The organism is Pseudonocardia sp. (assembly GCF_050246655.1).
GTDB lineage: Bacteria > Actinomycetota > Actinomycetes > Mycobacteriales > Pseudonocardiaceae > Pseudonocardia.
Genome location: NZ_JBFWVQ010000088.1, coordinates 1 through 25,632, shown reverse-complemented (window position 1 = coordinate 25,632; position 25,632 = coordinate 1). Strand labels below are relative to the sequence as shown.

23 protein-coding genes are annotated in these 25,632 nt (G+C 73.9%); 8 read left to right on the top strand and 15 right to left on the bottom strand.

Features of this window, described 5'->3' with window-relative positions:
• Position 1 precedes the first annotated feature (1 nt).
• Entirely contained in the window at positions 2–841 is an 840-nt protein-coding gene (locus AB7J25_RS22865; protein WP_428511955.1) for a shikimate dehydrogenase, read from the top strand.
• A gap of 157 nt (positions 842–998) precedes the next feature.
• Here the strand turns inward: AB7J25_RS22865 and AB7J25_RS22860 are convergent, their stop codons facing one another.
• Positions 999–1,595, bottom strand: a complete 597-nt coding sequence (locus AB7J25_RS22860; RefSeq protein WP_428511953.1) for a class I SAM-dependent methyltransferase — start codon at positions 1,593–1,595, stop codon at positions 999–1,001.
• A 56-nt stretch (positions 1,596–1,651) separates the two neighbouring features.
• Here AB7J25_RS22860 and AB7J25_RS22855 point away from each other — a divergent pair, with 56 nt between their 5' ends.
• A complete protein-coding gene (locus tag AB7J25_RS22855; protein ID WP_428511951.1) occupies positions 1,652–1,969 on the top strand; it encodes a putative quinol monooxygenase in 318 nt (105 codons plus the stop codon).
• Here the strand turns inward: AB7J25_RS22855 and AB7J25_RS22850 are convergent, their stop codons facing one another.
• The 5 genes from AB7J25_RS22850 to AB7J25_RS22830 form a co-directional block, all read right to left on the bottom strand.
• Entirely contained in the window at positions 1,970–2,200 is a 231-nt protein-coding gene (locus AB7J25_RS22850) for a hypothetical protein (RefSeq protein WP_428511949.1), read from the bottom strand.
• A 12-nt stretch (positions 2,201–2,212) separates the two neighbouring features.
• Positions 2,213–3,895 carry a dihydroxy-acid dehydratase gene (gene ilvD / locus AB7J25_RS22845; protein WP_428511947.1) on the bottom strand — a complete coding sequence of 561 codons (1,683 nt, stop codon included), beginning with the start codon at positions 3,893–3,895 and terminating at the stop codon, positions 2,213–2,215.
• An 849-nt stretch (positions 3,896–4,744) separates the two neighbouring features.
• Complete coding sequence (locus tag AB7J25_RS22840) at positions 4,745–6,493, bottom strand: DEAD/DEAH box helicase (protein WP_428511945.1); 1,749 nt, start codon at positions 6,491–6,493, stop codon at positions 4,745–4,747.
• Positions 6,494–6,817: 324 nt separating this feature from the next.
• On the bottom strand, positions 6,818–9,229 hold the full coding sequence (locus AB7J25_RS22835) for a Tex family protein (protein WP_428511943.1): 2,412 nt from the start codon (positions 9,227–9,229) through the stop codon (positions 6,818–6,820).
• 80 nt (positions 9,230–9,309) lie between these two features.
• Positions 9,310–9,717, bottom strand: a complete 408-nt coding sequence (locus tag AB7J25_RS22830) for a RidA family protein (protein ID WP_428511941.1) — start codon at positions 9,715–9,717, stop codon at positions 9,310–9,312.
• A gap of 50 nt (positions 9,718–9,767) precedes the next feature.
• Here AB7J25_RS22830 and AB7J25_RS22825 point away from each other — a divergent pair, with 50 nt between their 5' ends.
• Positions 9,768–10,424 (top strand): CGNR zinc finger domain-containing protein, encoded by a 657-nt coding sequence (locus AB7J25_RS22825; RefSeq protein ID WP_428511939.1) that lies wholly within the window; start codon positions 9,768–9,770, stop codon positions 10,422–10,424.
• Positions 10,425–10,461: 37 nt separating this feature from the next.
• Here the strand turns inward: AB7J25_RS22825 and lepA are convergent, their stop codons facing one another.
• Positions 10,462–12,315 carry a translation elongation factor 4 gene (gene lepA, locus AB7J25_RS22820; protein WP_428511937.1) on the bottom strand — a complete coding sequence of 618 codons (1,854 nt, stop codon included), beginning with the start codon at positions 12,313–12,315 and terminating at the stop codon, positions 10,462–10,464.
• 269 nt (positions 12,316–12,584) lie between these two features.
• Between lepA and AB7J25_RS22815 the strand changes: the two genes are divergently transcribed.
• The gene (locus AB7J25_RS22815; RefSeq protein ID WP_428511935.1) at positions 12,585–13,337 is read left to right on the top strand and encodes a polysaccharide lyase family 7 protein; all 753 of its coding nucleotides are present in this window, start codon (positions 12,585–12,587) and stop codon (positions 13,335–13,337) included.
• Positions 13,338–13,369: 32 nt separating this feature from the next.
• On the opposite strand, the gene AB7J25_RS22810 is transcribed toward AB7J25_RS22815, so the two are convergent.
• The 3 genes from AB7J25_RS22810 to AB7J25_RS22800 are packed head-to-tail and all read right to left on the bottom strand — an operon-like array spanning position 13,370 to position 15,716.
• Positions 13,370–13,630 carry a hypothetical protein gene (locus AB7J25_RS22810; protein WP_428511933.1) on the bottom strand — a complete coding sequence of 87 codons (261 nt, stop codon included), beginning with the start codon at positions 13,628–13,630 and terminating at the stop codon, positions 13,370–13,372.
• A complete protein-coding gene (locus AB7J25_RS22805) occupies positions 13,627–13,968 on the bottom strand; it encodes a hypothetical protein (protein ID WP_428511931.1) in 342 nt (113 codons plus the stop codon). Before AB7J25_RS22805 ends, AB7J25_RS22810 begins: the two co-directional genes overlap by 4 nt.
• 44 nt (positions 13,969–14,012) lie before the next feature.
• Positions 14,013–15,716, bottom strand: coding sequence for a S8 family serine peptidase (locus AB7J25_RS22800; RefSeq protein ID WP_428511929.1), 1,704 nt, complete (start codon positions 15,714–15,716; stop codon positions 14,013–14,015).
• A gap of 563 nt (positions 15,717–16,279) precedes the next feature.
• On the opposite strand from AB7J25_RS22800, the gene AB7J25_RS22795 reads away from it, so the two are divergent.
• Both AB7J25_RS22795 and AB7J25_RS22790 read left to right on the top strand, forming a co-directional pair.
• Positions 16,280–17,167 carry a DUF5995 family protein gene (locus AB7J25_RS22795; protein WP_428511927.1) on the top strand — a complete coding sequence of 296 codons (888 nt, stop codon included), beginning with the start codon at positions 16,280–16,282 and terminating at the stop codon, positions 17,165–17,167.
• 150 nt (positions 17,168–17,317) lie between these two features.
• Complete coding sequence (locus tag AB7J25_RS22790) at positions 17,318–17,938, top strand: RNA polymerase sigma factor (RefSeq protein ID WP_428511925.1); 621 nt, start codon at positions 17,318–17,320, stop codon at positions 17,936–17,938.
• Here the strand turns inward: AB7J25_RS22790 and AB7J25_RS22785 are convergent.
• On the bottom strand, positions 17,893–20,832 hold the full coding sequence (locus AB7J25_RS22785) for a helix-turn-helix transcriptional regulator (protein WP_428511923.1): 2,940 nt from the start codon (positions 20,830–20,832) through the stop codon (positions 17,893–17,895). The genes AB7J25_RS22790 and AB7J25_RS22785 overlap by 46 nt on opposite strands.
• Positions 20,833–21,004: 172 nt before the next feature.
• Here AB7J25_RS22785 and AB7J25_RS22780 point away from each other — a divergent pair, with 172 nt between their 5' ends.
• On the top strand, positions 21,005–21,622 hold the full coding sequence (locus AB7J25_RS22780; RefSeq protein ID WP_428511922.1) for a hypothetical protein: 618 nt from the start codon (positions 21,005–21,007) through the stop codon (positions 21,620–21,622).
• A 31-nt stretch (positions 21,623–21,653) separates the two neighbouring features.
• Here the strand turns inward: AB7J25_RS22780 and AB7J25_RS22775 are convergent, their stop codons facing one another.
• Complete coding sequence (locus tag AB7J25_RS22775) at positions 21,654–22,469, bottom strand: TSUP family transporter (RefSeq protein WP_428511920.1); 816 nt, start codon at positions 22,467–22,469, stop codon at positions 21,654–21,656.
• A 212-nt stretch (positions 22,470–22,681) separates the two neighbouring features.
• Between AB7J25_RS22775 and AB7J25_RS22770 the strand changes: the two genes are divergently transcribed.
• Positions 22,682–23,179 (top strand): DUF4333 domain-containing protein, encoded by a 498-nt coding sequence (locus tag AB7J25_RS22770; protein ID WP_428511918.1) that lies wholly within the window; start codon positions 22,682–22,684, stop codon positions 23,177–23,179.
• Positions 23,180–23,201: 22 nt separating this feature from the next.
• Here the strand turns inward: AB7J25_RS22770 and AB7J25_RS22765 are convergent, their stop codons facing one another.
• The 3 genes from AB7J25_RS22765 to AB7J25_RS22755 all read right to left on the bottom strand — a co-directional run.
• The gene (locus tag AB7J25_RS22765; protein ID WP_428511916.1) at positions 23,202–24,044 is read right to left on the bottom strand and encodes a transglutaminase family protein; all 843 of its coding nucleotides are present in this window, start codon (positions 24,042–24,044) and stop codon (positions 23,202–23,204) included.
• Between the two features lie 73 nt (positions 24,045–24,117).
• Positions 24,118–25,062, bottom strand: coding sequence for an alpha-E domain-containing protein (locus AB7J25_RS22760; RefSeq protein WP_428511914.1), 945 nt, complete (start codon positions 25,060–25,062; stop codon positions 24,118–24,120).
• Positions 25,063–25,632, bottom strand: a 570-nt coding sequence (locus AB7J25_RS22755) for a circularly permuted type 2 ATP-grasp protein (RefSeq protein WP_428511912.1), incomplete at its 5' end; no start/stop codon positions are given.

Genomic DNA, 25,632 nt, shown 5'->3' with positions numbered 1-25,632 from the left:
CATGCTGGGCGCCGTGACCGCGCCGACCTCGCCCCGCCGCGCCGCCGTCCTCGGCTCCCCCATCGCGCACTCGCTCTCCCCCGTCCTGCACCGTGCCGCGTACGCCGAGCTCGGCCTGGACGGCTGGGAATACGGCATGCACGAGTGCGACGAGTCAGGCCTGCCGGGCTTCGTGGACGGCCTCGGCCCCGAGTGGGCGGGGCTGTCGCTGACGATGCCGCTCAAGCGGGTGGCGCTGGAGGTCGCGGACGAGGTCTCGCCGCTCGCCGCCGCGACGGGCGCGGCCAACACGCTCGTCCTTCGGCCGGGGGGCCGGTTCGCCGACAACACCGACGTCGCGGGCATCGTCGCGGCGCTGGGACCGGGCACCGGCGGGACGGCGCTCGTCCTCGGGGCGGGCGGGACCGCGCAGGCGGCGCTCGCGGCGCTGCGGGAGCTCGGGATCTCGGACGTGACGGTGGCGGTCCGCTCGGTCGCCCGGGCAGGCGAGCTGCGGGCCGCGGCCGAGCGCCTGGGGATCGACCCGGACGTCGAGCCCCTCCTCGCCGCCGACACACCCGCACTGCCGGCCGCCGACGTCGTCATCTCGACGCTGCCGGGCCGCGCCGCGGACCACCTGGGAGCGCGGGTGATACCGGGAGCGACGGTCCTCGATGTCGTCTACGCACCGTGGCCGACGCCCTTCGCGGCGGCGGCCGCCGCGAACGGGGCGCGGGTCGTCAGCGGGCTGGAGGTGCTGCTGCACCAGGCAGTCGCGCAGGTGGAGCTGATGACGGGGCGTCCCGGGCCGGTGGCCGCGATGCGCTCGGCGCTGGATGCCGCGGTGGCCGCGCGCGCCTGACGGGACGTGCAGCGCCGCCCGATGAAACCGGCAACTCGCGTCGACGAGAGGCGCAACTCGCGGCCGGGGACGTGCAGCGCCGCCCGGTGAAAGCAGCACTCGCGCCGATGAAACCGGCAACTCGCACCGATGAGAGGCGCAACTCGCGGGTGGGAGGTCAGCCCCCGATCACGTGCACCGACACCGCGTAGTCCCCACCCGCGTACGGCTCCCGCCCCCACGTCGCCCAGCGCTCCCGCAGCTCCAGCCCGGCAGCGGCACACCACGCGTCGTACGCGGCGAGGTCCGGCCACCCCGGCCGCAGCGCGAACCCGGCCACCAGCCGCCCGTCCGGCTCCAGGTGGCGGGCGCACCCGAGCACCGCCTCGGCCCGCCGGTCGGCGGTCACGTACGGCACCACGTTGCCCGCGAGCAGGACGACGTCGAAGAGCCCCGGCAGCGTGAGGTCGACGAGGTCGCACCGCACCCACGGCAGGCCCGGCTCCTTGGCCCGCGCGGCCGCGATCATGTCGGGGTCCGTGTCCACGCCGACGACCTCGACGCCGCGGCGGGCCAGCTCGATCGCGACCCGCCCCGTCCCGCACCCGGCGTCGAGCACCGACGACGGCGCGTAGGCCTGCACGAACGCCACCTCGCCGTGCGGATCGACCCCGGCGGCCGCCAGCCGTGCCCAGCGCTCGTCATAGGCATCCATGTCGAGACGGTCCCGCCATGCCGCCCAGTCGGCGGGGAGGTCGGCCGGATCCTGGCTCACGCTCGCACCCTACGGGCATGGTGAGATCGAGTCCCGACCGTACGGAGGAGACATCGATGTCCATCCCCACCGACTCCGACCGCGAGCTGCTCACCGTCGTCGCCACGATGCGTGCGAAGCCGGGCAAGGAGGACGAGCTGCAGGCCGCGCTGGCGGCCCTCGTCGAGCCCACGCTCGCCGAGGACGGCTGCCACACCTATGCGCTGCACCGCGGCACCACCGACCCGGCCGAGTTCGCGTTCTACGAGAACTGGACGAGCCAGACCCACCTCGACGCGCACCTGGGCACCCCGCACATCCAGAAGCTGCTGCCGCTGCTCCCCGAGCTCCTCGACGGCGAGCTGGTGATCAGGACCATGCGCCGGGTGGCCTGATCAGCGCCGCGACACCCACGCGATCACCGCCGAGCCGAGCAGGCTGACGGCCACGATCGCGACGACGGCCAGCTGGCCGCCCGCGACGATCCGGTTGACATCGACGGCCGGGTGCCACTGCACCCGGCCGTCCGACGTGATGCTGTAGGCCCCGAGGTGGCTGCCGTCGGGCCGCTGGACGGGGACGAGCGTCGTACCGCCCTGCACGACCGGTTCGGAAGTGATCGTCATGCCCCCAGCCTGTCAGGAACAGACGGCGCCCTGCGCGGCCGACCCGACCAGCCGGGCGTACTTCCCCAGCACGCCGGTGCGCAGCGTCGGCGGGGGCGGCACCAGCGCGCCCCGCCGCCTCGTCAGCTCCTCGTCGTCGACGGCCAGGTCGAGCGTGCGGGTCTCCATGTCCAGGACGATCGGGTCGCCGTCGCGGACCAGCGCGATCGGCCCGCCGTCGGTCGCCTCGGGTGCGACGTGCCCGACGCACAGGCCGGTGGTCGCCCCGGAGAACCGGCCGTCGGTGACGAGCAGGACGTCCTTGCCCAGGCCCGCGCCCTTGATCGCGCCGGTGACCGCGAGCATCTCGCGCATCCCCGGGCCGCCTCGCGGTCCCTCGTAGCGGATCACGACGACGTCGCCGGGTTGCAGGTCGGGCACGGCTGCCATCGCGCCCGCCTCGCCGTCGAACACGCGCGCCGTGCCCTCGAAGCGGGCCCCATCGAAACCGGCGCTCTTGACGACGGCGCCGTCGGGAGCGAGCGAGCCGCGCAGGATCGTGATCCCGCCGGTGGGATGAATGGGCTTGTCGAGCGTGCGGAGGACGACGCCGTCGAGATCCGGCGGTTCGATCTCGGCGAGGTTCTCCGCGACGGTGCGCCCGGTGACGGTGGGGACGTCGCCGTGCATCAGGCCGGCATCGAGCAGCGCCTTCATGACGACGGGCACGCCGCCGACCCGGTCCACCGTGCTCATCACGTGCGCGCCGAACGGCTTCACGTCCGCGAGGTGGGGGACGCGATCGCCGATGCGGTTGAAGTCGTCCAGCTCCAGCGCCACTCCGGCCTCGTGGGCGATGGCCAGGAGGTGCAGGACAGCGTTGGTGGAGCCGCCGAACGCCATGACGACGGCGATCGCGTTCTCGAAGGCCTCGCGGGTGAGGATCTGCCGGGCCGTGACGCCGTTCGCGATCATGCCGATGACGGCCGTGCCCGAGTCGCGGGCGATGCCGTCGCGGCGGCGGTCCACGGCGGGCGGGCTCGCCGAGCCGGGCAGTGCCATGCCCAGCGCCTCCGCCGCGCTCGCCATCGTGTTGGCCGTGTACATGCCGCCGCAGGCCCCTTCACCTGGGCAGATGGCGCGCTCGATGGCGTCGACCTCGGCGCGGTCGATGAGCCCCCGAGCGCACGCGCCGACGGCCTCGAACGCGTCCGCGATGTTCACCTCCCGGTCGCCGAGGTGGCCGGGCAGGATCGACCCGGCGTAGACGAACACCGCCGCCAGGTCCAGCCGCGCGGCCGCCATCAGCATGCCGGGCAGGCTCTTGTCGCAGCCGGCGAGCAGCACGGTGCCGTCGAGCCGCTCGGCCTGGACGACGGTCTCGACGGAGTCCGCGATGATCTCCCGCGACACCAGCGACCAGTGCATCCCGATGTGCCCCATCGAGATCCCGTCCGAGACGGAGATCGTGCCGAACTCCATCGGGAACCCGCCCGCCGCGTGCACCCCCTCCTTCGCGGCCTGGGCGAGCCGCTGCAGCGACAGGTTGCACGGGGTGATCTCGTTCCACGACGACGCGACGCCGATCTGCGGCTTCGCGAAGTCCTCGTCACGCATGCCGACGGCGCGGAGCATGCCGCGGGCGGCGGCACGCTCCAGGCCGTCGGTGACGTCGCGGCTGCGGGGCTTGAGATCGGACGTGGCGGGTTGCGTCATACCCGGAGCCTTCCCCTCCCCGGCGCGGACGGCCAGTGCCGGGCGGCCGGGGCTGCATTGCCGGAGCTGCGTGGCCGGCGCGGTCCTCGGGCGGCGGAGCGGCGGCGGGCGGGGCGGGTGGTGCGGGCGCGGCCGGTGCTGCGCGCCCGGCGCCGTCCTCGGGCGGCTGGGCCGTGGATGGCCGGTGCCGTGGATGGCGGCGCAGGCGGTGCGGCCCCGGCAGTGGCGGGCCCGAGCCGCTCCCTCCAGGAGCCGGCGACCGAACCCACCGACCCGCGCGCTCGAACACACGCTCAACGCCCCACACACACCCCGAGGCGCTCGCACACACCGCCGGCACCATGTGCGAGCACCACAACCCCTGTGCGACCCGCCCGGCACGCCGCACGGGGTGCCACCGGCCGACGCCGCATGGACCGCGACCGGCCGCGCGCCGCATGGGGTGCGACCCGCCGCGCACCGGATGGACGGCGACCGGACCCGACCCACCGACCCGCGCGCTCGAACACATGCTCAACGCCCCACACACACCCCGAGGCGCTCGCACACACCGCCAGCACTGTGTGCGAGCACCACAACCCCTGTGCGACCCGCCCGGCACGCCGCACGGGGCGCCACCGGCCGGCGCCGCATGAACATGCGACCGACCGCGCACCGCATGGGGTGCGACCGGCCGCGCACCGGACGGCCGCCGTGCGGCCGTGCCCGCGCCCGCCTCCGGCGGCACCGGGTCAGCCGGACGGCACCGGGTCAGCCGGACGGCACCGAGTCAGCCGGACGCCACCGGCAAGCCGACGAGACCGTGCCCCCAGACCCGCGGGCGGAGCCGGATCGGCCCGGGCGACGACGTCAGTCCCGGCGCCCCCGGCCGGCACCCGCACCGGCGAACCCGCGGTCCCGTCGGACGTTCGCCCGCCGGCCCTTCAGCGTCGTGGAGCCACGCAGTGCCCGCAGCACCTCGTCCGCGGCGTCCTCGGGGATCTCCACGAGCGCGTGCCGCTCGTGGATCTGGATGGCCCCGATGTCGCGGCCCGACAGGTGCGACTCGTTCGCGAGCGCCCCGACGATGTCCTGCGGACGCACGCCGCTGGCCCGGCCGGCGTTGACGAAGAGCCGCGTCGTGCCGGCCTTCGGCGGACGGGTGCCGGCGGCACCGCCGCGTCCACGCGGACCCCCGTCCCGACGGTCACGTCCCGACGAGCGCGGCGCGTGCACCACCGGGATGTCCTCGCCGTCGTCCGGCGTGCCCGCGGCGACCTGCGCCATCCGGATCGCGGCGGCCGCGATCTCCATCAGCCCGTACTCGCCGGCCAGCTGCCTGACCAGCGCCTCGACGCCGTCCTCGGTGGCGCCCTCGGCCAGCTGCGCGGCGAGAGTCTCGCCAGCGCGCGCCAGCCGCGCCGCCCTCAGGTCCGCGGCCGTCGGCACCGGCGCGATCTCGACGGGCTGGCCCGTCAGCCGCTCCACCCCCCGCAGGGCGTGCACCTTCGACGGCGGCACGAGCGTGATCGCCACGCCCTCGCGCCCCGCTCGGCCGACCCGGCCGATGCGGTGGACGTACGCCTCGGGCGACTGCGGGACGTCGTGGTTGACGACGTGGGTGAGCAGGTCGATGTCGAGCCCGCGCGCGGCGACGTCCGTGGCGACGAGCAGCTCGGTGCGCCCGCTGCGCAGCCGCTCGACCACGCGCGTGCGGTGCTCCTGGTCCATGCCGCCGTGCAGCGCCTCGGCACGCAGACCGCGGGCGGTCAGCGTCTCGGTGACGGCGTCGACGTCGAGCCGGGTGCGGCAGAAGACGATCGCCGCCTGCGGCCGCTCGGCCTCCAGGACGCGTCCGAGCGCGGCGGTGGTGTGCGAGCGCGGCACCAGGTAGGCGGTCTGGCGGACGCGCGGGGCCTCGCCCTCGGCGACCTCCTCGCGGCGGATCCGGACCGTGACCGGCTCGCGCAGGTACTTCTGCGCGAGCGCCTCGATCCGGCGCGGCATCGTCGCGGAGAACAGGACGGCCTGGCGGGTGTCCGGGGTGGCGTCGAGGATCGTCTCGATGTCCTCGACGAAGCCCATGTCGAGCATCTCGTCGGCCTCGTCCAGGACGACGGTCTCGAGGTCGCCGAGGCGCAGCGCACCACGGTTCGTGAGATCGATGGCGCGGCCGGGGGTGGCGACCACCACGTCCACGCCACGGCGCAGGGCCGACCACTGGGGGCCGACGGGCGCGCCGCCGTACACGGTGAGGACGCGGGCGCCGAGGCGGTTCGCGTACCGGGTGATGGCCTCCGACACCTGCAGCGCCAGCTCACGCGTGGGTACCAGGACCAGCCCGAACGGCCCGGCGTCCGCCGTGCGCGTGCCGCGCAGCTCGGCGAAGCGCTCCAGCATCGGCAGCGCGAACGCGGCCGTCTTGCCGGTGCCGGTGGCGGCCTGCCCGAGGAGATCGCGGCCTTCGACGAGCGGGCCGATCGCCTCGGTCTGGATGGGGCTCGGGGTGGTGTAGCCGAGCTCGGCGACGGTGTCGCGCAGCTCGGAGCGGAGGGGAAGGTCGGCGAACGTGGGCAGGGCGGGATCGTGCTCGATCGAGGTCAACGTCGTCTTTCGCATCGGGGTGACCGGGCGGCCGGGTGCCACCGGTCCTGCGGCGGGAGGGCTCCCGCGGGGCGAGCCCGCGGAGCCGGTCGGCACGACTGCTGCCCTGGCGATGCGGTCTCGATCCTCCGGCGGGGCTATCGGGCCGCAACCCGGACGACCCCGCGTGTATTCCATCCTCCCACATCAGGCCGGGCGGGCGACGCGCGGCCGATCACATCGCCTCCCGACCGCGAGTTGCGCATGTCATCAGGTGGCGTTGTGCCCCTCGCCCACCGAGAGTGCACTCCGTCAGGTCCGCGGCTGACCGGGTGCACACTCGCCGACCCCCCGCCGGACCTACTTCGCCAGGCCCGCCCGCCGCAGCGCGTCCGCCATCGCGTTGTTCGCCGGGCCGCCGGACGCACCAGAGCCACCGGACCCACCGGAGCCGCCACCCCTGCCCCCGGCCCGGCCGCCCCGGCCACCCTTGCCATCGCGGCCCTGGCCGCCCTTGCCACCCCGGCCGCCCCGGCCGTCCCGCTCGCCCTGGCCCTCGCCACGCCCCTCGGGACGGCGCCCGCCGCGCCCCGCACCCGGCTCGTCGTCCAGCCGCAGGGTGAGCGAGATCCGCTTGCGGGCCTCGTCGACGTCGAGCACCTTGACCCGCACGACGTCGCCGGACTTCACGACCTCGCGCGGGTCGGACACGAACTTCGTCGACATGGCCGAGACGTGCACCAGCCCGTCCTGGTGCACGCCGACGTCGACGAACGCGCCGAACGCCGCCACGTTCGTGACCACGCCCTCCAGGACCATGCCGGGCTTCAGGTCGGCGATCTTCTGCACGCCCTCGGCGAAGCTCGCGGTGCGGAACGCCGGGCGCGGGTCGCGGCCGGGCTTCTCCAGCTCGGTGAGGATGTCGGTGACCGTCGGCAGCCCGAACCGGTCGTCGACGAACTCGGCCGGCTTCAGCGTGCGCACCGCTGCGGCGTTGCCGAGCAGGGTGGCGAGGTCGCCGCCGGCGCGCGTCACCATCCTCCGCACGACCGGGTAGGACTCGGGGTGCACGCCGGAGACGTCGAGCGGGTCGTCACCGCCGCGGATGCGCAGGAAGCCCGCGCACTGCTCGAACGCCTTCGGGCCCAGCCGCGGGACGTCCAGCAGCGCGGTGCGCGACCGGAACGGGCCGTGCGTATCGCGGTGGACGACGATCTGCGCGGCCAGGCTCTCGCTCACCCCGGACACCCGTCGCAGCAGCGGCACTGACGCTGTGTTGAGGTCGACGCCGACGGCGTTCACGCAGTCCTCGACGACCGCGTCGAGCGAGCGGGCGAGCGCCCCCTCGGCGATGTCGTGCTGGTACTGGCCGACGCCGATCGACTTCGGGTCGATCTTCACCAGCTCGGCGAGCGGGTCCTGCAGCCGCCGCGCGATCGACACGGCCCCGCGCAGCGAGACGTCGAGCTCCGGCAGCTCGGCCGAGGCGTAGGCCGACGCCGAGTACACCGACGCACCCGCCTCGGAGACCATGACCTTCGTCAGGCCGGGCATCGCGGCGACCAGCTCGCCTGCGAGCTTGTCGGTCTCCCGGGACGCCGTCCCGTTGCCGATCGCCACCAGCTCGACGGTGTGCGCCGCGGCCAGCCGGGCGAGCGTCGCGAGCGCCCCGTCCCAGTCCCGGCGCGGCTCGTGGGGGTAGATCGTGTCGGTGGCGACGACCTTGCCGGTGGCGTCCACCACCGCCACCTTCACCCCGGTGCGCAGGCCCGGGTCCAGGCCCATCGTGGCGCGCGAGCCGGCGGGCGCGGCGAGGAGCAGGTCGCGCAGGTTCGCCGCGAACACCCCGATCGCGGCCTCCTCGGCGACCGTCCGCAGCCGCACCCGCACGTCGATGCCCAGGTGCAGCAGGATCCGGGTGCGCCAGGCGAAGCGCACCACCGACGCCAGCCAGGCATCGGCGGGCCGTCCGCGGTCGGCGATGCCGAAAGCGGCGGCGATCGCCCGCTCCTCCGCGACGGCGTCGCCGGTGTCGTTGGGCTCCAGCGTGACGTCGAGGATCTCCTCGGTCTCCCCGCGGAACACCGCGAGGATCCGGTGCGAGGGAAGCCTGGTGTAGGGCTCGGAGAACTCGAAGTAGTCCGCGAACTTCGCGCCGGCCGCCTCCTTGCCCTCGCGGACCCGGCTGACCAGCCGCCCGCGCTGCCACATCCGCTCGCGCAGCCCGCCGATGAGGTCCGCGTCCTCGGCGAACCGCTCGACGAGGATCGCCCGCGCCCCCTCCAGCGCAGCTGCGACGTCCGCCACCTGCTCGGTCACGTACCCGGCCGCCGCGGCCTCCGGATCCTGCGACGGGTCGGCGAGCAGCGTGTCCGCCAGCGGCTCCAGCCCGGCCTCGCGGGCGATCGTCGCCTTGGTGCGGCGCTTGGGCTTGTAGGGCAGGTAGACGTCCTCCAGCCGCGCCTTGGAGTCCGCGGCCTCGATGCGGGCCCGCAGCTCGTCGGTGAGCTTGCCCTGCTTCTCGATCTCCGCGAGCACCACGGCCCGCCGGTCCTCCAGCTCGCGCAGGTAGCGCAGCCGTTCCTCCAGCGTGCGCAGCTGGGCGTCGTCGAGGCCGCCGGTGGCCTCCTTGCGGTAGCGGGCCACGAACGGGACGGTGGCGCCGCCGTCGAGCAGCTCCACGGCGGACGAGACCTGGTGGGCGCGGACGTCGAGCTCGTCGGCGATGCGCTGCGGGATCGACTGGATCGACGGCGGGGTGGTCGTACTCACCTGCCCATCGTGGCAGCGCCCACCGACGGTTCCGGAACCGCCGTCGGTGTCGGACCGCGCGCGCCGGGCCGGGGACCCGTTCACCCCGTGGGCGGCACCGCCGCGACGGCCTCGATCTCGACGAGCGTGCCCGGCACGCCGAGCGCCGAGACGAACGCGACGGTGATCGCGGGCGGCGGCACGTCCTGCGGGATCAGCTCCATCGCGGCGGCGTAGCCCTCCTGGACCGACACCCCCTCGACGGCGAAGATCCGCCAGTGCACGACGTCGGCGAGCCCGGCGCCGGCGGCCTCCAGGCAGGTGCGGAGGTTCTCCATCGCCCGTCGCGTCTGGTTGGCGAGGTCCGGTCCGACGAGCCTGCCCTCGGCGTCGACGCCGTTCTGGCCGCCGACGTAGATCGTGTCGTGCCCCGCGGGCACGCGGACGACCTGGCTGAACGCCGGGCTGGAGTGCAGCGCGGGCGGGTTCAGGTAGGTGGGTGCGCTCATGGACGAATCGTAACCGTTCAAACCGGTTTCCGCGCGGTAGGCTGTCTGTCGTGCCACGAATCGACGAGCTGACCCCCGGGGAGCGCCGTCGCTTCCGCACCGGCAGGCCCTGCCTGGACTTCACCCACACCGGCGGCGAGGGCGAGCACGCGACCTGGGAGATCCTGCACGCCGGCGAGGACGTGGGACGCTGGGTCGCCGTCGTCCTGGACCTGCCCGCCGACCTCCCCGCCACGGACGTCGATCTCGCGCCCGCGAAGGCGCTGCGCAACGCGATCGGCCGCGTCGCGCGCGGCCTCGCCGCCGGGGAGCCGCCGCGGCCGGCGGACGCCGCCGTGGTCAACGACGCGGCCGCCCGCCCCCCGCTGGTGCCGCGCTGGCAGCTCGGGCCGGACCCGACCACCCCGGACCGCCTCGACCGGCACGCCCCCGCCGGCGGCTCCCCCGTCGCCGCGGCGCTCTCGACGCTGGCCCGCGACGCCGTCGACCTGTTCACCGGACCGCTCGCCCGCCGCATCCGGACCTGCAGCGCCGTGGACTGCGGCCTGCTGTTCGTCGACGCCTCCCGCCCGGGGACGCGCCGGTGGTGCTCGATGCAGCGCTGCGGCAACCTCGCGAAGGTGCGCCGCCACCGTGGTCACCGTGGTCACCGAGCCACCGTCGAGAACGACGTTGTGCTGATCAACAAGGCGTCTGGGACTGCCTAACGTCGTTCTCGACGGCACCACCCCCCGAGCCGGGCGGCTACTTCTTCTTGTCCACCGCCGACTCGGTGGACAGCGCCGCGACGAAGGCCTCCTGCGGGACCTCCACCCGCCCGATGGTCTTCATCCGCTTCTTGCCCTCCTTCTGCTTCTCCAGCAGCTTGCGCTTGCGGGTGATGTCGCCGCCGTAGCACTTGGCGAGCACGTCCTTGCGGATCGCGCGGATCGTCTCCCGCGCGATGATCCGCGACCCGATCGCCGCCTGGATCGGCACCTCGAACTGCTGGCGCGGGATCAGCTCGCGCAGCTTCGTCGCCATCGTCGTGCCGTAGGTGTAGGCCTGGTCCTTGTGCCGGATCGCGGAGAACGCGTCCACCGGCTCGCCCTGCAGCAGGATGTCGACCTTCACGAGGTCCGCGACCTGCTCCCCCGCCTCCTCGTAGTCCAGCGAGGCGTAGCCGCGGGTGCGCGACTTGAGGGCGTCGAAGAAGTCGAAGATGATCTCCGCGAGGGGCATCGTGTAGCGAAGCTCGACGCGCGTCTCGGACAGGTAGTCCATGCCGGCGAGCTGCCCGCGGCGGCTCTGGCACAGCTCCATGATCGTGCCGATGAACTCGCTCGGCGCGAGGATCGTCACCTTCACGACGGGCTCGTGCACCTCGGCGACCTTGCCCGTCGGCCAGTCCGACGGGTTCGTCACCGTGATCTCGGTGCCCCCATCCCGATCCGCGGAGTCGAGCAGCACCCGGTAGACGACGTTCGGCGCGGTGGAGATGAGGTCCAGCCCCGCCTCGCGCTCCAGCCGGTCCCGGGTGATCTCCAGGTGCAGCAGCCCGAGGAAGCCGCAGCGGAACCCGAAGCCGAGCGCCGCGGACGTCTCCGGCTCGTAGCTGAGCGCGGCGTCGTTGAGCTGCAGCTTGTCCAGGGCCTCGCGCAGCTCCGGGTACTGCGAGCCGTCGACCGGGTAGAGCCCGGAGTAGACCATCGGGCGCGGCTCGCGGTAGCCCGTGAGCGGGGTGGTGGCGCCGTGGCGCTGCCAGGTGACGGTGTCGCCGACCTTGGACTGGCGGACGTCCTTCACCCCGGTGATGAGGTAGCCGACCTCGCCGACACCCAGGCCCGCGGACGGCTTCGGCTCCGGGGAGACGATGCCGACCTCCAGCAGCTCGTGCGTGGCGCCGGTGGACATCATCCGGATCCGCTCGCGGGGCATGATCTTGCCGTCGACGACGCGGATGTAGGTGACGACGCCCCGGTAGGTGTCGTAGACCGAGTCGAAGATCATCGCCCGGGCGGGGGCGTCCGGGTCGCCGACGGGCGCCGGCACCTTCCGCACCACCTCGTCCAGCAGCTCGGACACGCCGATGCCGGTCTTCGCGCTCACCCGCAGCACCTCGTCGGGCTCGCAGCCGATGACGTGCGCGAGCTCGGCGGCGTAGCGCTCCGGGTCGGCGGCCGGGAGGTCGATCTTGTTGAGGACCGGGATGATCGTGAGGTCCTTCTCCAGCGCGAGGTAGAGGTTCGCGAGCGTCTGCGCCTCGATCCCCTGCGCCGCGTCCACCAGCAGCACCGCACCTTCGCAGGCCTCCAGCGCGCGCGACACCTCGTAGGTGAAGTCCACGTGGCCGGGGGTGTCGATCAGGTGCAGGACGTGCTCCTGCGCGCCCACCTTCCACGGCAGCCGCACGTTCTGCGCCTTGATGGTGATGCCGCGCTCGCGCTCGATGTCCATGCGGTCGAGGTACTGCGCACGCATCAGGCGCTCGTCGACGACACCCGTGAGCTGCAGCATCCGGTCGGCCAGCGTCGACTTGCCGTGGTCGATGTGGGCGATGATGCAGAAGTTGCGGATCTGCGCGGGCGGCGTGAAGGTCCGGTCGGCGAACGAGCTCAAGTTCTGGTGTCCATTCCAGGTGCGGGTCCTCCCATGGTCCCATGCCGCCGCGGGGGCACGTCGCGCTGCGTCGGGCGGATCACGCGACGTCGCCCGCGCGGGCCGTTGCGGTGCTGCGGGAAGCCCGCCCGAGACCGCCCGGCGCGGTGACGGACGCACCACGTCCGGATGATGTCGCTCACCCCGGTCGGGTGGACGTGGCTCGTACGCGTCCCGTAGCCGGTCACTCGTGGTTATCGTCCCGCCGCGAAGATCGGGAGGGGAGCGCGATGCGGGGGACGGCGCTGGTGGCGGCGGTCGTGGTCGTCGTGCTGCTCACAGGATCGCCCGCGTTCGCCGCGCCGCCGGTCCCGGGGAACCCGCCCCCGCGTGTCCCTGCCGATCTCATCGACCTCTCCGCGTGGAAGCTCACCCTGCCCACCGGCGAGTCCGGCCGGCCCACCGAGGTCCTCCAGCCGCGCCTGCACTCCTACACCGACGAGCACTTCCGGCTCACCGAGCGCCGCGACGGCGTCGCGTTCACCGCGGACATCGACGGCGTCACGACGAGGAACTCGTCCTACCCACGCAGCGAGCTGCGGGAGATGCGCGGCGCGCAGAAGGCGTCCTGGTCCAACACGCGCGGCGAGCACACCCTGCTGCTGCGTGCCGCGATCACCGAGGTGCCGCCGCGCAAGCCGCACGTCGTCGCCGCACAGGTCCACGACGGCGAGGACGACGTCCTGCAGGTCCGGCTGGAGGGCCGCGAGCTGTCGGTGCAGTGGGACGACGGCCGCCGCAAGGCGGTCCTCGACCCCGACTACCGGCTCGGCGCCCGCTTCGACCTCGCGATCGTCGCCGGCGGCGGGACGGTGCGCGTCGCCCACGACGGCCGGTGGCGCACCACGATCGACACCAGCGGCACCGGCTGGTACTTCAAGGCCGGCAGCTACGTCCAGTCCAACGAGAGGCGCGGCGACGAGCGTGGCGCCGTGGGCGAGGTCGTCGTGTACGGGCTGCGCGTCACGCACAGCGACCGGTAGCCCGCCCCGGACGGCTCCGGGGCGGGCGACGGTCAGGGCATCTCGGCGTCCGGCCGGACGTAGGCCGCCGAGACCCCGGGCACGCCGCGCAGGGCGGCCGCGGTCGCCTCCTCGTCGGCGCTATCGGCGCTGTCGGCGCTATCGGCGCTGTCGGCGACGGCGACGAACCAGGTGGCCAGTCCTGGATCTCCGACCCCGGGGTGCATCGGGGTCAGACGGATGCCCAGGACGCCCGCCGCGGAGATCGCCGCATGGGCGCCCTCGTGCCCGGCCAGTTGGACGACGACCGTCAATTGCCCGAGACCACGAGGCCGACGACGACGGAACCGTCGTACCAGACCGTTACCGCGCTGCCGGATCCGAGGAAGGCCTGCTGAACGATCTCGAACTGCAGGGCGGACGCGCCGCTGAGGGCCCGCCATGCGTTGTCCGCGAAGAGCCACAGCCGAGGCGAGGCGGCCGGGATCGGTACCAGCTCGGCGTAGTACTGGGTGGCGACGGCCGACGTGACGGCGGCGAGGGCGTCAGGTGTGGCCATCCGCCCGGCGTCGGCGGTCATGGGGCTGGTGCTCACGGTCGTGGCGCCCGGTGCCCCGTTGCCGGTGCGGTCGGGTGCGGTGCTGATGGACATGTGTTCCTCCTAGTGGGTTCTCTTCGGTTCGGTGGTGGGATGGATCAGCTGCCGGACACGACCAGGCCGACGATCAGGTCGCCCTGGTACCAGGCCCGGACGACGGAATCGGCTCCGAGGAAGGCGCCCTGCGCCTGTCGCGTCACCAGGTCGGACGGTGAGTCGAGACGGCGCCACCCGCCGTCCACGAAGAGCCAGAGCCGAGGCGAGCCCGCCGGGATCGGCACCAGCTCCGCCCAGTACAGGGTCGCGACACCCGCGTTCGTGGCTGCCGGCACGAGGTACTGGGCGGCAGCTCGCAGGTCTGGCCGGTTGCCGATGCGCTGGCTCGCGGGACCGTTCGGCCCATCCTGTTGTGGCGACCCTGTCGCCCGCAGCACTTCGACCGCCCGAGCCGGTGTCAGTCGGGGTCGCCCGGCCGCCTCCTGCATGCCCTGGAGGGCCGCGACGGCGCCGACGACGATGGGCGACGCGGACGAGGTGCCGCTGAACCGATCCGTGTACCAGGAGTCCTCGTCCGCGCCGCCCTGGAGGTCGCCGTAGCCCGTAGTGGTCACCTCGCGGCCCCAGCCCTGGGCGTCGAGCCGGGCGCCGAAGTTCGAGAAGCCGAGCCGGGACCGGTCGGGGCCGTGGTTCGCTCCGTGCGTGCCGGGTGGTGGCGCACCCGCGCCGACGATCACGGCTCCGGACCCGGGGTTCGCCGGATCGAACGGGTTGCGCCAGTCCGCCGGGAAACCGGCGGGCACGGCGCCGTAGATCGCGTCGTCCAGGTCCTCGGCGCCGTTGCCAGCAGCGCCAACGACGACGACTCCCCTTCCGACGGCGTAGCGCACCGCGGCCAGGTCGTCCGGCCACCACTCGATCGCGATGTACCCCCGCTGGTCGCTTCGCGGCTCGAAGTCGAACCGGGGACCGGCGCGGTGGAGCTCCAGCAGGATGACGTCGCCGGCGTTCAACGCGTTCGCAGCTGCCACGATCGCCCCGGCGCTGCCGGTGCCGCCGAAGATGGACGCGCCCCGGACCACGGCGCCGGGCGCGATCCCGAGCACTCCGAAGTCGTTCTCGTCCCCGCCGATCTCGCCGATCACGGCGGTTCCGTGGTTTCGCCAGCCCAGGTCGTTCGCCGGCGCCCCGGCCAGGAGCCCGCCGGCGTTGTGTGCCAGGTCCTCGTGGGTGAAGCGCCACTCGCCCTCGACGTCGACGACACCGACCCCGTCCCCACGACCGCCCGGTTGGGCGGCGGCCCAGATCGCCTCGACCCCGCCCGGCGCCGGGCCGAGGTAGCCCTGGCGCACTGTGAAGTCGGGGGTCGCGGACGGCGATTCGCGCCGCAGCTCGTCGCGGGTGTCCTCGATCGTCAGCGTGGCGGGCTCGGTGGGCGGCTTCACGTACGCGGCCGCGACGAGCGGTGCCTCTCTCAGCCGGGCGGCCAGGTCGTCCAGGCGCCCGTCCTCGGCCCGTACCCGGTAGAAGCTCGCCAGGTCCATCTCGATCCGGGCCTGCTCGGGCGACGCCGCGGCGTAGGCGCGGGCGCGGTGCGCCTCCTCGTTCGGCAGGAAGAGGGGTTCCAGGATCACGTCCTCGGCAGCGAGCACGGCGGACAACTCGTCTGCTGCCGACTGCGCCCCGGGTGCCTCCAGCCCGGTCGCGGTCGCGGTCAGCCTCGCCGAGACTTCGGCCACGACGATCAGCTCCCGTTCCGGTCTGATCGTTGTCGTGCCGCCGACGGGCGGACGGCCGTCGGGCACGTCCGTACCTCCCCCGGTCGACGAGTCGCGTTCTCGGTTCCTGTCGGTCGGCTCGTTCGGCATCGCCGCTCCCCCCGGTCGGTCCTCCGTACGAGGTCGCCCCGCGGCGCCTCGTCCGGGCAGAGGGCGCCCGTACCGCGGCGAGCCTCTGCCGGGGGTAGGGAGGGGATTGCGGGCGGCTCAGATACCACTGCGCGCCAACTGTGCAGCGGAACCTCCGATCGGCGCCTCTTCGCGGCGGGACTCGGCTCGCCTCCACGCCGGATCGGCTGCGCCGTCCGGCGCAATCGGACCCCGTTGCCGCGCTACGCGTATCACCCGGGGGTCGCCGCGCCTCCTTCGTCGTAGCAGGACGCCTCCGCCGTGCCGATCCGGCGGCGGCGTTCTCGACCAGGTCACGCCGGTGCGCCGGGCGCCGAGGACCACGCCGAAAGGGCGGAGACGTCGTGCGGCGGCGGGCCTCGCGCACCCGCGCCGTGGCGAGGTATGACGTGGAGGTGGTCTGAGGATCGAGGGGTTCCTCAGGCCGCCTCCCGGTCGGTGCCCGAGGAGGGGAGAACCGGATGGACGTGGCGACGCTCGCCAGGAACCAACCACACGACATCGGCGACGCGCTCAAGGCGATGCGGGAGACGCTGGAGATCTTCCACGAGCGCAACGACAAGCGCGCCATCTTCCTGCGGCTGTACTACATCATGACCCGCGAGGTCGAGGCGGCCATCCGGGGACTCGGGGCGTACGAGGGGAAGGCGGTCTTCCTGGACCGCGACTGGATCGCCCGCCTCTCGGGGCGGTTCTGCAGCCTGTACTTCGAGTCTCTCGACTTGTCCGGTCGCGACCCCGGGGAGGCGCAGGCGTGGACGATCGCCAACAAGGCCGCCGAGTCCGGGGAGTCGACGGTGGTGCAGAACGCCCTCCTCGGGATCAACGCCCACATCAACTACGACCTGGCCCACGCCATCGCCGACAACATGATCGAGTACGGTGACCTGGGGAACCGCTCGGCGCTCATGGCCCGCAGGTTCGACCACGACCAGGTCAACAACCTGCTCGTCCGGTCGCTGCCCTACATCCAGGCCGTCCTCGCCCGCGACTACGGCCCCGGGATCGCGACGATCGACCGCCTCCTCGGGTCGCTGGACGAGCGGGTCAGCGCTCTGGAGCTGAAGTACTACCGCGAGCGTGTCTGGGGGGACGCCCTCGCCTTCGCCGCCGCACTCGACGCGGGGCGCGGCGGCGAGTCCGTGGTCGTCGCGAAGCTGAACTGGGAGTCACACAAGCTGGCCCAGCTGCTTGCCGGGCCTTCGCTGTGGCAGCAGGCGCTGTGGTATCCGGAGCGGCTGTTCACGGCCGGCTGGCGCCTGCTCGGCGGCTCGACGAGCTATACCGGCATCCGGCTGGAGGAGGCGGGCAGCGTCCCGGTCACCGCGGTCGGGAACCCCTTCCGCTGAGCACCTCCCCGCCGACCCGGCGCGGTGGGTCGCGTTCGCCGAAATAGGGCGTGCCGGGGCGGTTCGGTAGGTGGTTCGCCAGACGTCGGCGAGGCGCTCCGTCGAGAACGCTGGCCTCTCCCCGCAATCGCCGGGAGCGAGGAGAGCGCCATGACATCTGCCGAGGCGACGCCACCGACACCACCGACGACCACCGAGCTGCTGCAGCGCGCGGGGCAGGGGGATCGCGACGCCTGGGAGCACCTCGTGCGCCGGTACGAACCGGCCGTCGCGGCCTCGATCAGGAGTTGCCGCCTGCAGGAGGCCGACGCGCGGGACGCAGCTCAGCAGACGTGGTTGCTGATGCTCGAGTACGGCCACCGGATCCGGGAGCCCGAGGCGATGCAGGGGTGGTTACGGACCACGGCACGGCGCGAGTGCCTGCGCATCCTCCGCGACGACCGCCGCATCGACCAGCTGCCCGACGGGGACGGCCGCTGGTGTGTCGACGGGACATGCGACGTGGAGCAGGGGGTGGTCGACGCGGACACCGCGCGACGGCTGCGGGCGCTGGTGGCGTCCCTGCCGGTTCGCTCGGCGCAGCTCGTGCGTGCCCTCTTCGGGGACGACGCCGGCTCCTACGCGGAGCTCTCGCGATCGACGGGGATCCCGGTCGGCAGCATCGGACCGACGCGCGCCCGCGCCCTCCTCCGACTGCGGCGGCTGCTGGAGTACGAAGCGGAGGATCACCCGGGATCGGCGCGGGAGCGGTACAGGACGGCGCTCGCCTGAACCCGGCTGTGCACGCCGATCTTCGCGAAGATCCGGCTGACATGGATGCCGACGGTCTTCTGGCTGATGTAGAGCCGGTCGCCGATCTCGCGGTTGGTCAACCCGTTGGCCAGCTCGACGAGGACCTCCAGCTCGCGTGGGGTGAGCGCGTCGACCACGCTCTGCCTCACCGCCTCCGCTGCGGGAACCGCGCCCTCCTGCGCGGCCGGCTCGTCGAGCGGGATCCGGGCCCGCCTGGCGAGGTCGGCAACCTCGGTCAGCAGCGGTTGCGCGCCGAGCCGGCGGGCGGTGCGGGCGGCCCGCCGCAGGGCATCCCCCGCGGCCGCGGTGCGGGAACGCCTGCTGAGCAGAGCCTCCGCAAATCGGAACCGAGCGTAGGCCGCGGGGTAGGGCTGGCTGTGCCGGTCCCACAGCGCCGTCAGCTGTTCCCACGCCGCCGGGTCGGGCTCGTCGCGGGCCCGGGCGCTCTCCGCGGCACACATCAGGCTGAAGGTCTCCACGACGCCACGTACAGCGGGCACCGTCCGCGTCCCGCGGCGGGCGAGCTCGGCGCAGTGGCGGCCCAGGCGCTCGGTCCGCGGTGGGGCGGGAGCCGGCAGGCCCCGCGCCACGACGTCCGCCCAGGCGCGCGTGCCGTGCCAGATCAGCGGTGCGACCGACCAGATGTCGTCGACACCGGACTCGGCGACCGTCAGCCCCTCCTCGACGTGCTGCAACGCCACCTCTGGTCGGTGGCGCCACAGTTCGAGGGCCGCGCGGAGCACGAGCAGGGGGATCGTGTGCCGCGGACCGGCGGTGGACCGGGCGAGGAGCGTCACCGCTTCGAGGTCGTCGGCTGCCGCGTCCAGCCGACCGAGAGCGAGATCCAGTCTGCTGCGGGCCAGCCGCACCTCCAGCGCCGCGCCACCGGTCGGGGCGAGCGCCCAGGCCTCGGCCACCGCCCCGCCCGCCTCGTCCCAGCGACCGAGCCGGAACAGGGCGTTGGCGGCGTAGGTCAGCAGCGCGACACCGGCCGTGCGTGACAGCCCCAGCGATCGCACCTGCTCGAGGCTCTCGCGGGCCCGTTCGATCCCCTCGACCAGCTCGTTCAGCGGGCCCGCGAGGAGCTCGGCGCGGCGGAGGTGTGCCTCGCCGACGGCCTCCGGCTCGCCGGTCCGCTCCGCGACCGCTATCGCCTCCGCGATCGCAGCGGACCCGGCGGACACGTCCTCGAGATAGGCGAGGCTGAAGCCGAGGACGGCCAAGACCCGCGCTTCCACGGTGCGTGCGCCTGCCTGCCGGGCGAGGGACAGCGCCTCCAGCGCCGTCGCCCGGGCGGCGGCGAAGTCCATGGCGTGCAGCAGGGCTGCGCCGTAGCCGGACAGCACGCGGGCGCGCTCGGCGTCCCTCCCCGAGTCCGGCAGCGATGCCGCCGCCGCGCGGTAGGCCTCCCGGGCGTCGTGGACCCGGCCGGCCGCCGCGAGCGCGCTCGCCTTGCGCGCCGTCAGCAGCGCCGACGACATCCCGCACCCGGTGTACTGGTCGGCGAGCAGCTCGTCGATCAGCTCGATAGCGCGTTCGTGGTCGCCGGCCAGCTCGGCGGCCCGCGCCGCGTGGTCCACGCAGTCTCGACGCGCCACGTCGACCGTGTCGTCGCGCGCCTGCGGCACCAGCTCGGCCGCGCTCAGCCAGTGCCGGCAGGCCTCGGTGTGCGCGTGCATTCGCTCGGCGGCCCGCGCCGCGGCCACCGTGGCGACCAGCGCCGGCCGTGGCTGCCCCGCCTCGTGCCAGTGGTGTGCGAGCTGGGCGGCCCAACCCGGCGTCGTCGGGTCCCCGAGCCGGGTCAGGGCGAGGGCGTAGCGGTGGTTCAGGTCGACGCGCTCCCCCGGAAGGAGGTCCGCGATGACGACGTCCGTCATGAGCCCGTGGCGCAGCTGGTAGCCGTCGCCGTGCTCGTCGGTACGGACGACGCCTTCGGCGACGGCCTCCCGGACCGCGCCGAGCATGGTCGCGGGCTGCTGGTCGAGGACCTCCGCGAGCAACCGGTGCGGCAGCGGCCCGACACCCGCCGCAACGACCCGGACCACCTGCCGAGCGGGCGGCGAGAGCAGGGCGACCCGGCTCAGGACGATCTCCCGCAACGAGGCGGGCAGGCCGCGGGCGTCCCCGCCGAGGACCGCGCGGACGGTCTCCTCCGCGATGAACGCGTTGCCGGCCGAGCGTCCCCACACCAGCGGCTCCAGGTCCGGACGCCCGGGTGCCCAGCCGCGGACCAGGTCGGCCAGCACGCGCCGGGGCAGGGGCTGCAGCTCCAGCCCGGAGACGTTGCGGTGGCGCCGGAGCTCGGCCAGGGCGACGTAGAAGTCCGGGGTGCTGCCGCGGCGCTCGCCCCGGTAGGTCGTGACGATCATGACCGGCTCGGGCCCGAGGTTGGCGACGAGGTAGGCGACGAGGTCGCGAGTCGCGCGGTCCGCCCAATGCAGGTCCTCGATCACCAGCAGCAGCCGGCGCAGGGCGGCGAGGTCGACGACGAGCCGGTGCAGCATGTCGAGAAGGCGAACGGCAGGACGCGTAGCCGCGGCGTCGGCGCCGTCCATCGGGGGGAGCCGGTCGATCCACCCGCTCAGCAGATCCCGGACGTCGCCGTGCGGATCCGCGCGCGCCGCCGCGCGGATCGCGCAGATGACGGGCCAGAACGGCGGCGCCGCCTCGATGTCGACGGCGTGACCGGTGATGACCGTGACGTCGCGGCGCCGCGCCCTCTCCGACAGCTCCTCGACCAGTCGCGTCTTCCCGACCCCGGCGTCGCCGCCGACGAGCACGGTGCGCGCGGATCCCGAGGCGAGTGCGGCGAGCAGTTCGGAGAGCTCACGCCGACGACCCGGGAGGTCGATGCCCTCCCCGTCGGCAGCCACTCGTGTGAGATTACCCACGCTTCCTGGGGCCGACCAGCGCGTTTCCCGGTGACGGTCGGTGATCCGCGTGTTGCGGTGCAGGGCGGCCATCCGTGGCCGGTACCGCCCGCAGACGCGGATCATCCGACGGGGCGGCGGGTTTGCCTCCCCCCGTTTCCGGTTATCCGTCCCCATGGCCCAGGTCAACGGGCAGCCCGTCCCCGGCGTCGGAGACGACACGCCCGCCTCGCCGCAGACCGTCCCGCTCGACACCCGGGAGAGCAGGCGACTGCTCGCTGACGCTCGCGGCCGCGCCCGCGAGCGGCGCGGCGGCACGAAGCTGGGGGCGGCCTTCTTCGGCTGGCTGGTCGCCGTCGGGCTCTCGGTCATCCTCACCGGCATCACCGCGACCGTCGTCGACGGAGTCGGCGCGCCCCCGCAGGTGCTGCCGGAGTCGACGACGCCGGTGCCCGGCCTGTCCGGCGCCGCGGTCGTCGCCGTCGCGGTGCTCGCCCTCGGCTACCTCGCAGGCGGCTACGTCGCGGGCCGCCTCGCCCGCTTCGACGGCGCCCGCAACGGCCTGCTGGCCTGGGTGATCGGCCTGCTCGCCACCGCCGTCGTCGCGCTCGTCACGGCCACCGGGAACACCCGGTTCACCCTGCCCGGCGACGCGACGCTCACCGCGCAGCAGCTGAGCGGCTGGGTCGTGCTCGGCGTGGCCGCCGCCGCGACGCTCGTGGCCGCGGTGCTCGGCGGGATGCTCGGCGAGCGCTACCACCGCAAGGTGGACCGGGCGGGCCTTCCGGACTGACGCCGTACCCGGCCGGCGCCGACGCCGCAGGTCAGGACACGACCAGCCGCACGGCCAGCGTCACGATCAGCACCGAGACGACGCCGAGGAACACCCGCCGGACGAACGCCGAGCCCCGCGCGACGGCCACCCGCGCGCCCAGCACGCTGCCCGCCACGTTCGCGACGGCGAGCACCGCCCCCAGCCCGACCAGGACCACCCCGGCGGGCAGGAAGAAGGCGAGCGCCCCGGCGTTGGTCGCCGTGTTGACGATCTTCGCCGAGGCGGACGCGCCGAGGAACGCGAACCCGACGAGCCCCACCAGCAGGAACACGAGGAAGGACCCGGTGCCCGGCCCCGCGAGGCCGTCGTAGAACCCGATCGCCACTCCCCCGGCGAGCAGGACGGCGAGCTGCGCGCCCCGGCCGAACCGCGGCGCGTGCACCAGCCCCAGGGCGGGCCGCCGCCACGTGTACAGGCCGACGGCGACCAGCGCGACGAGCACCACCGCCGTGAGCACCCGTGACGGCAGCGACGCGGCGAGCAGCGCCCCGCCGATCGAGCCCGCGAACGCCGCCACCGCCATCGCCGCCGTCTGGCCGCGGTCGATCTCGACGCGCCGGGCGTACGCGACGGCGGCCGATGCCGTCCCGACGATCGCGGCGAGCTTGTTGGTCGCCACCGAGTAGATCGCCTCGCCGCCCGGGAGGAACAGCAGCAGCGTCGGGATCAGGATCAGCCCGCCACCGCCGACGATCGCGTCGACGAGGCCCGCGGCCGCCGCCGCGAGCAGCAGCGTCGCCAGCGCCGCCGGCGTGACCCCGCCGAACCCGGGCCACGGCAGCGGGGTGGTGAGCAGGTCGAGCACGTCCCGGACGCTATCGGCCTCCCGCAGGCACGGCGGGGACGCGGGTCCGGCGCCCGCACACCGTACGTCGTGACGCAGACGTGACCAGGGTTCACCGGTCCGGGCGTATGACGGGGCCCCGGGGGTGCCAGAGGATCACCGCTGCCGGCGGCAGGACCGGCGGGGAGCGAACGGGAGCGTTGGTGGTCGCGATGTCACGCATGGTCAGGACGATGGCAACGGTCGCCGTCGCGGCAGGGGTGGCGCTGGGCGCGACGGCCTGCTCCGTCAGCGTCTCCCAGGGCGACCTCGAGACGAACGTCGCCGCCACCCTCTCCCAGCAGATCCCCGGCATCGGCCCGGTGACCTGCCCCGGCGACCTGGCGGGTGAGGTCGGCGCCACGATCACCTGCGAGACCACCACGTCCGACGGGCAGCCGATCGGTGCGGTCGTCACCGTCACGTCGGTGGAGGGCTCGACGGTCAACTACAACGTCGCGACCGAGGCCCGTCCGGTGTCGCAGGACCTGCTGGCGAAGAAGGTCCAGGAGCTCGTCGAGCCGCAGCTCGGGGTGCCCGTCGACAGCCTCACCTGCGACGGCGCCCTCCAGCCCACGATGGGTGCCACGCAGACGTGTGCCGTCGCCGCGGCGGGCAACAACATCCCGCTGAAGGTGACCGTCACGCAGGTCGACGGTGGCTTGATCAACTTCTCCGTCGAGGAGGCCTGACGGGCGCCTGCCCGGGTGACGCTCACGCCAGCCGCGTCATGTCCACCCGGACCTCCAGCGCGGTGCCGCGGCCGCCGGTGTACACCCCACGCATGGGGGCGACGTCGGCGTAGTCGCGGCCCCACGCGACCTGGACGTGCTGCTGGCCCACCTCGACGTCGTTGGTGGGGTCGTAGGCCCACCAGCCGCCCGTCCACGCCTCCACCCACGCGTGGCTCTGGCCCTGGACGGTCTGGCGCACCTGGGTGTCGCCGCGCGGCAGCAGGTAGCCCGACACGTAGCGGCAGGGGATGCCCACCGAGCGCAGCAGCACCAGCGTGAGGTGCACGAAGTCCTGGCAGACGCCCTCGCCCGCCTGCCACGCCTCGACGGCCGAGGTGTGCACGCCGGTCGAGCCGGGCCGGTAGGCGAGGTGCTCGCGCACCCACCGGCACGCGGCGAGGACCGCGTCGGCCGGATCGGCCCGCCGCCGGAAGCCGCGGGCGATCCTCTCGAGCGCGGGCTCCCGCGGCACGTAGGTGGTGAACTCGAGCATCTCGGTCTGGCGGTCCCGCACCGCCTCGCCGTCCAGCTCCGCCCACGTCGCCGTGCGGACCACGGACGGCGGGTCCGAGGTCTCCACCACCGATGTCGCGACGACGGCGAGCTCGCGGTGCGGGGCGTGCAGGTCGAACGCGGTGACCGCGGTCCCCCAGTAGTCGTCGTAGCGGTAGAGCCTGCTCGACGGCGTGGTCTCGATGCGGCTGACGATGACGTTCTGCCGCCCGTCGCTGCGCGGGGTGAGCCGCAGCTCGTTGTAGGACTCGCGCACCGGTGCGTCGTAGCGGTAGCCCGTGGCGTGCACGATGCGGATCCGCCAGCTCACGAGCCCTCCTCGCTTTCGCTCGTCGGCCGCGTTCGCGGCGCTGCTGTGTCCGATGGTGAGCTCGCAAGCTCGCTCACGATGTCACCTCCGGGGTCCACGCCACGTACGGCGAGGTGTGGAAGAACTGGTGCGAGACCGCCTCGCCGACCTCGCGGATGCAGTCCTGAAGGCCCTGGAGCAGCGCCGGAAGGTCGTCCAGGAGCTCGTCGGGATGCAGGAACTCCAGCTCGCTGCGGGCCCGCCCGAGCAGCCGCAGCGCCTCCGCCTGCTGACCGACCCGGGCGGCCGGGCGCTGCTGCAGGTCGCCGAGGCACGACTCCGCCTGGCGCAGCGCGTGGAACACCGAGCGCGGGAAGAGCTTGTCCATCAGCAGGAACTGGACGACGCGCGGGGCGTCGAGCGCGCCGCGGTAGGTCCGCAGGTAGGTGTCCTGGGCGCCCGCACAGCGCAGCACGGTGAGCCACGCAGGCGACGACAGTCGGTCCGACGCCCGGAACAGCAGCAACCGCACGATCATGTCGACCCGTTCGACGGAGCGTCCGAGCAGGTAGAACCGCCAGGTGTCGTCGCGGCTCATGGTCGACGCCGCGAGGCCGTTGAGCATGGCCGCCCGGTCCTCGACGTAGCTGAAGAACGCGTGCGGGCCCACCCAGCGGGCGTAGCGCTGCCGCTCGGGCAACGCGTTCCAGGTGGCGTTGAGGCACTCCCACATCTCCGCCGACACCACCTCGCGCGCACCCCGGGCGTTCTCCCGCGCCGACGAGACCGACGCGACGATCGACGCGGACTGCTCCGCCGAGTAGCCGACCAGCTCGGTGAGCGACCACGCGTCCAGCGGCTCGTCCGTGCCCGGGACGACGCCGAGCACGCCGAGCAGCCGCCGGGCCGCGCCGTCGGCCGGGACGGTGGCGTCCTCCAGAAGCTCGTGGACCGACACGTCGAGGATCCGGGCGGTGTCGTCGGCGCGCTCCACGTAGCGACCGATCCAGTACAGCGCCTCCGCGTTGCGGGCGAGCATCTACCCCACTCCCCCCGCCTGCTGTTGCTGCTGTTGCTGCTGGCCGTAGGTGAGCTCGGGGCCGTGCACCGCGGCGGGGCCCGTCGCCGGGACGGACGCCGCGAGCCCCGGCCCGCCCAGCTCCCGCTCCGCGCCGTCGCGGCCGGCGGCCAGCACCCAGGTGTCCTTGCTGCCCCCGCCCTGGCTGGAGTTCACCACCAGGCTCCCGAGCGGGAGCGCCACCCGGGTGAGCCCGCCGGGCAGCACGTACACGCCCTCCCCGTCGTTGACCGCGAACGGGCGCAGGTCGACGTGGCGCGGCGCGAGCCGGTCGCCGACCTTGGTCGGCACCGTCGACAGCTGCACCACCGGCTGGGCGATCCAGCCGCGCGGATCGCTCCTGATCGCCTTGCGGGCCGCAGCCAGCTGGCGTGCCGAGGCGTTCGGGCCGAAGACGATGCCGTAGCCGCCGGAGCCCTCCACCGGCTTGAGCACCAGCTCGTCGAGGTGGTCGACGGTGAAGGCGCGCTCGTCGTCGAGCCAGCAGCGGTAGGTGGAGACGTTGGGCAGCAGCGGCCGCTCGTTCAGGTA

What these genes read in the sequence shown, in the direction of transcription:
- ilvD (WP_428511947.1), bottom strand. Translation starts at nt 3,895, where the DNA reads ATGACGCAACCCGCCACGTCCGATCTCAAGCCCCGCAGCCGCGACGTC.
- AB7J25_RS22850 (WP_428511949.1), bottom strand. Translation starts at nt 2,200, where the DNA reads ATGACGATCACTTCCGAACCGGTCGTGCAGGGCGGTACGACGCTCGTC.
- AB7J25_RS22855 (WP_428511951.1), top strand. Translation starts at nt 1,652, where the DNA reads ATGTCCATCCCCACCGACTCCGACCGCGAGCTGCTCACCGTCGTCGCC.
- AB7J25_RS22815 (WP_428511935.1), top strand. Translation starts at nt 12,585, where the DNA reads ATGCGGGGGACGGCGCTGGTGGCGGCGGTCGTGGTCGTCGTGCTGCTC.
- AB7J25_RS22840 (WP_428511945.1), bottom strand. Translation starts at nt 6,493, where the DNA reads ATGCGAAAGACGACGTTGACCTCGATCGAGCACGATCCCGCCCTGCCC.
- AB7J25_RS22770 (WP_428511918.1), top strand. Translation starts at nt 22,682, where the DNA reads ATGGCAACGGTCGCCGTCGCGGCAGGGGTGGCGCTGGGCGCGACGGCC.
- AB7J25_RS22865 (WP_428511955.1), top strand. Translation starts at nt 2, where the DNA reads ATGCTGGGCGCCGTGACCGCGCCGACCTCGCCCCGCCGCGCCGCCGTC.
- AB7J25_RS22805 (WP_428511931.1), bottom strand. Translation starts at nt 13,968, where the DNA reads ATGTCCATCAGCACCGCACCCGACCGCACCGGCAACGGGGCACCGGGC.
- AB7J25_RS22780 (WP_428511922.1), top strand. Translation starts at nt 21,005, where the DNA reads ATGGCCCAGGTCAACGGGCAGCCCGTCCCCGGCGTCGGAGACGACACG.
- AB7J25_RS22760 (WP_428511914.1), bottom strand. Translation starts at nt 25,062, where the DNA reads ATGCTCGCCCGCAACGCGGAGGCGCTGTACTGGATCGGTCGCTACGTG.
- AB7J25_RS22790 (WP_428511925.1), top strand. Translation starts at nt 17,318, where the DNA reads ATGACATCTGCCGAGGCGACGCCACCGACACCACCGACGACCACCGAG.
- AB7J25_RS22830 (WP_428511941.1), bottom strand. Translation starts at nt 9,717, where the DNA reads ATGAGCGCACCCACCTACCTGAACCCGCCCGCGCTGCACTCCAGCCCG.
- AB7J25_RS22795 (WP_428511927.1), top strand. Translation starts at nt 16,280, where the DNA reads ATGGACGTGGCGACGCTCGCCAGGAACCAACCACACGACATCGGCGAC.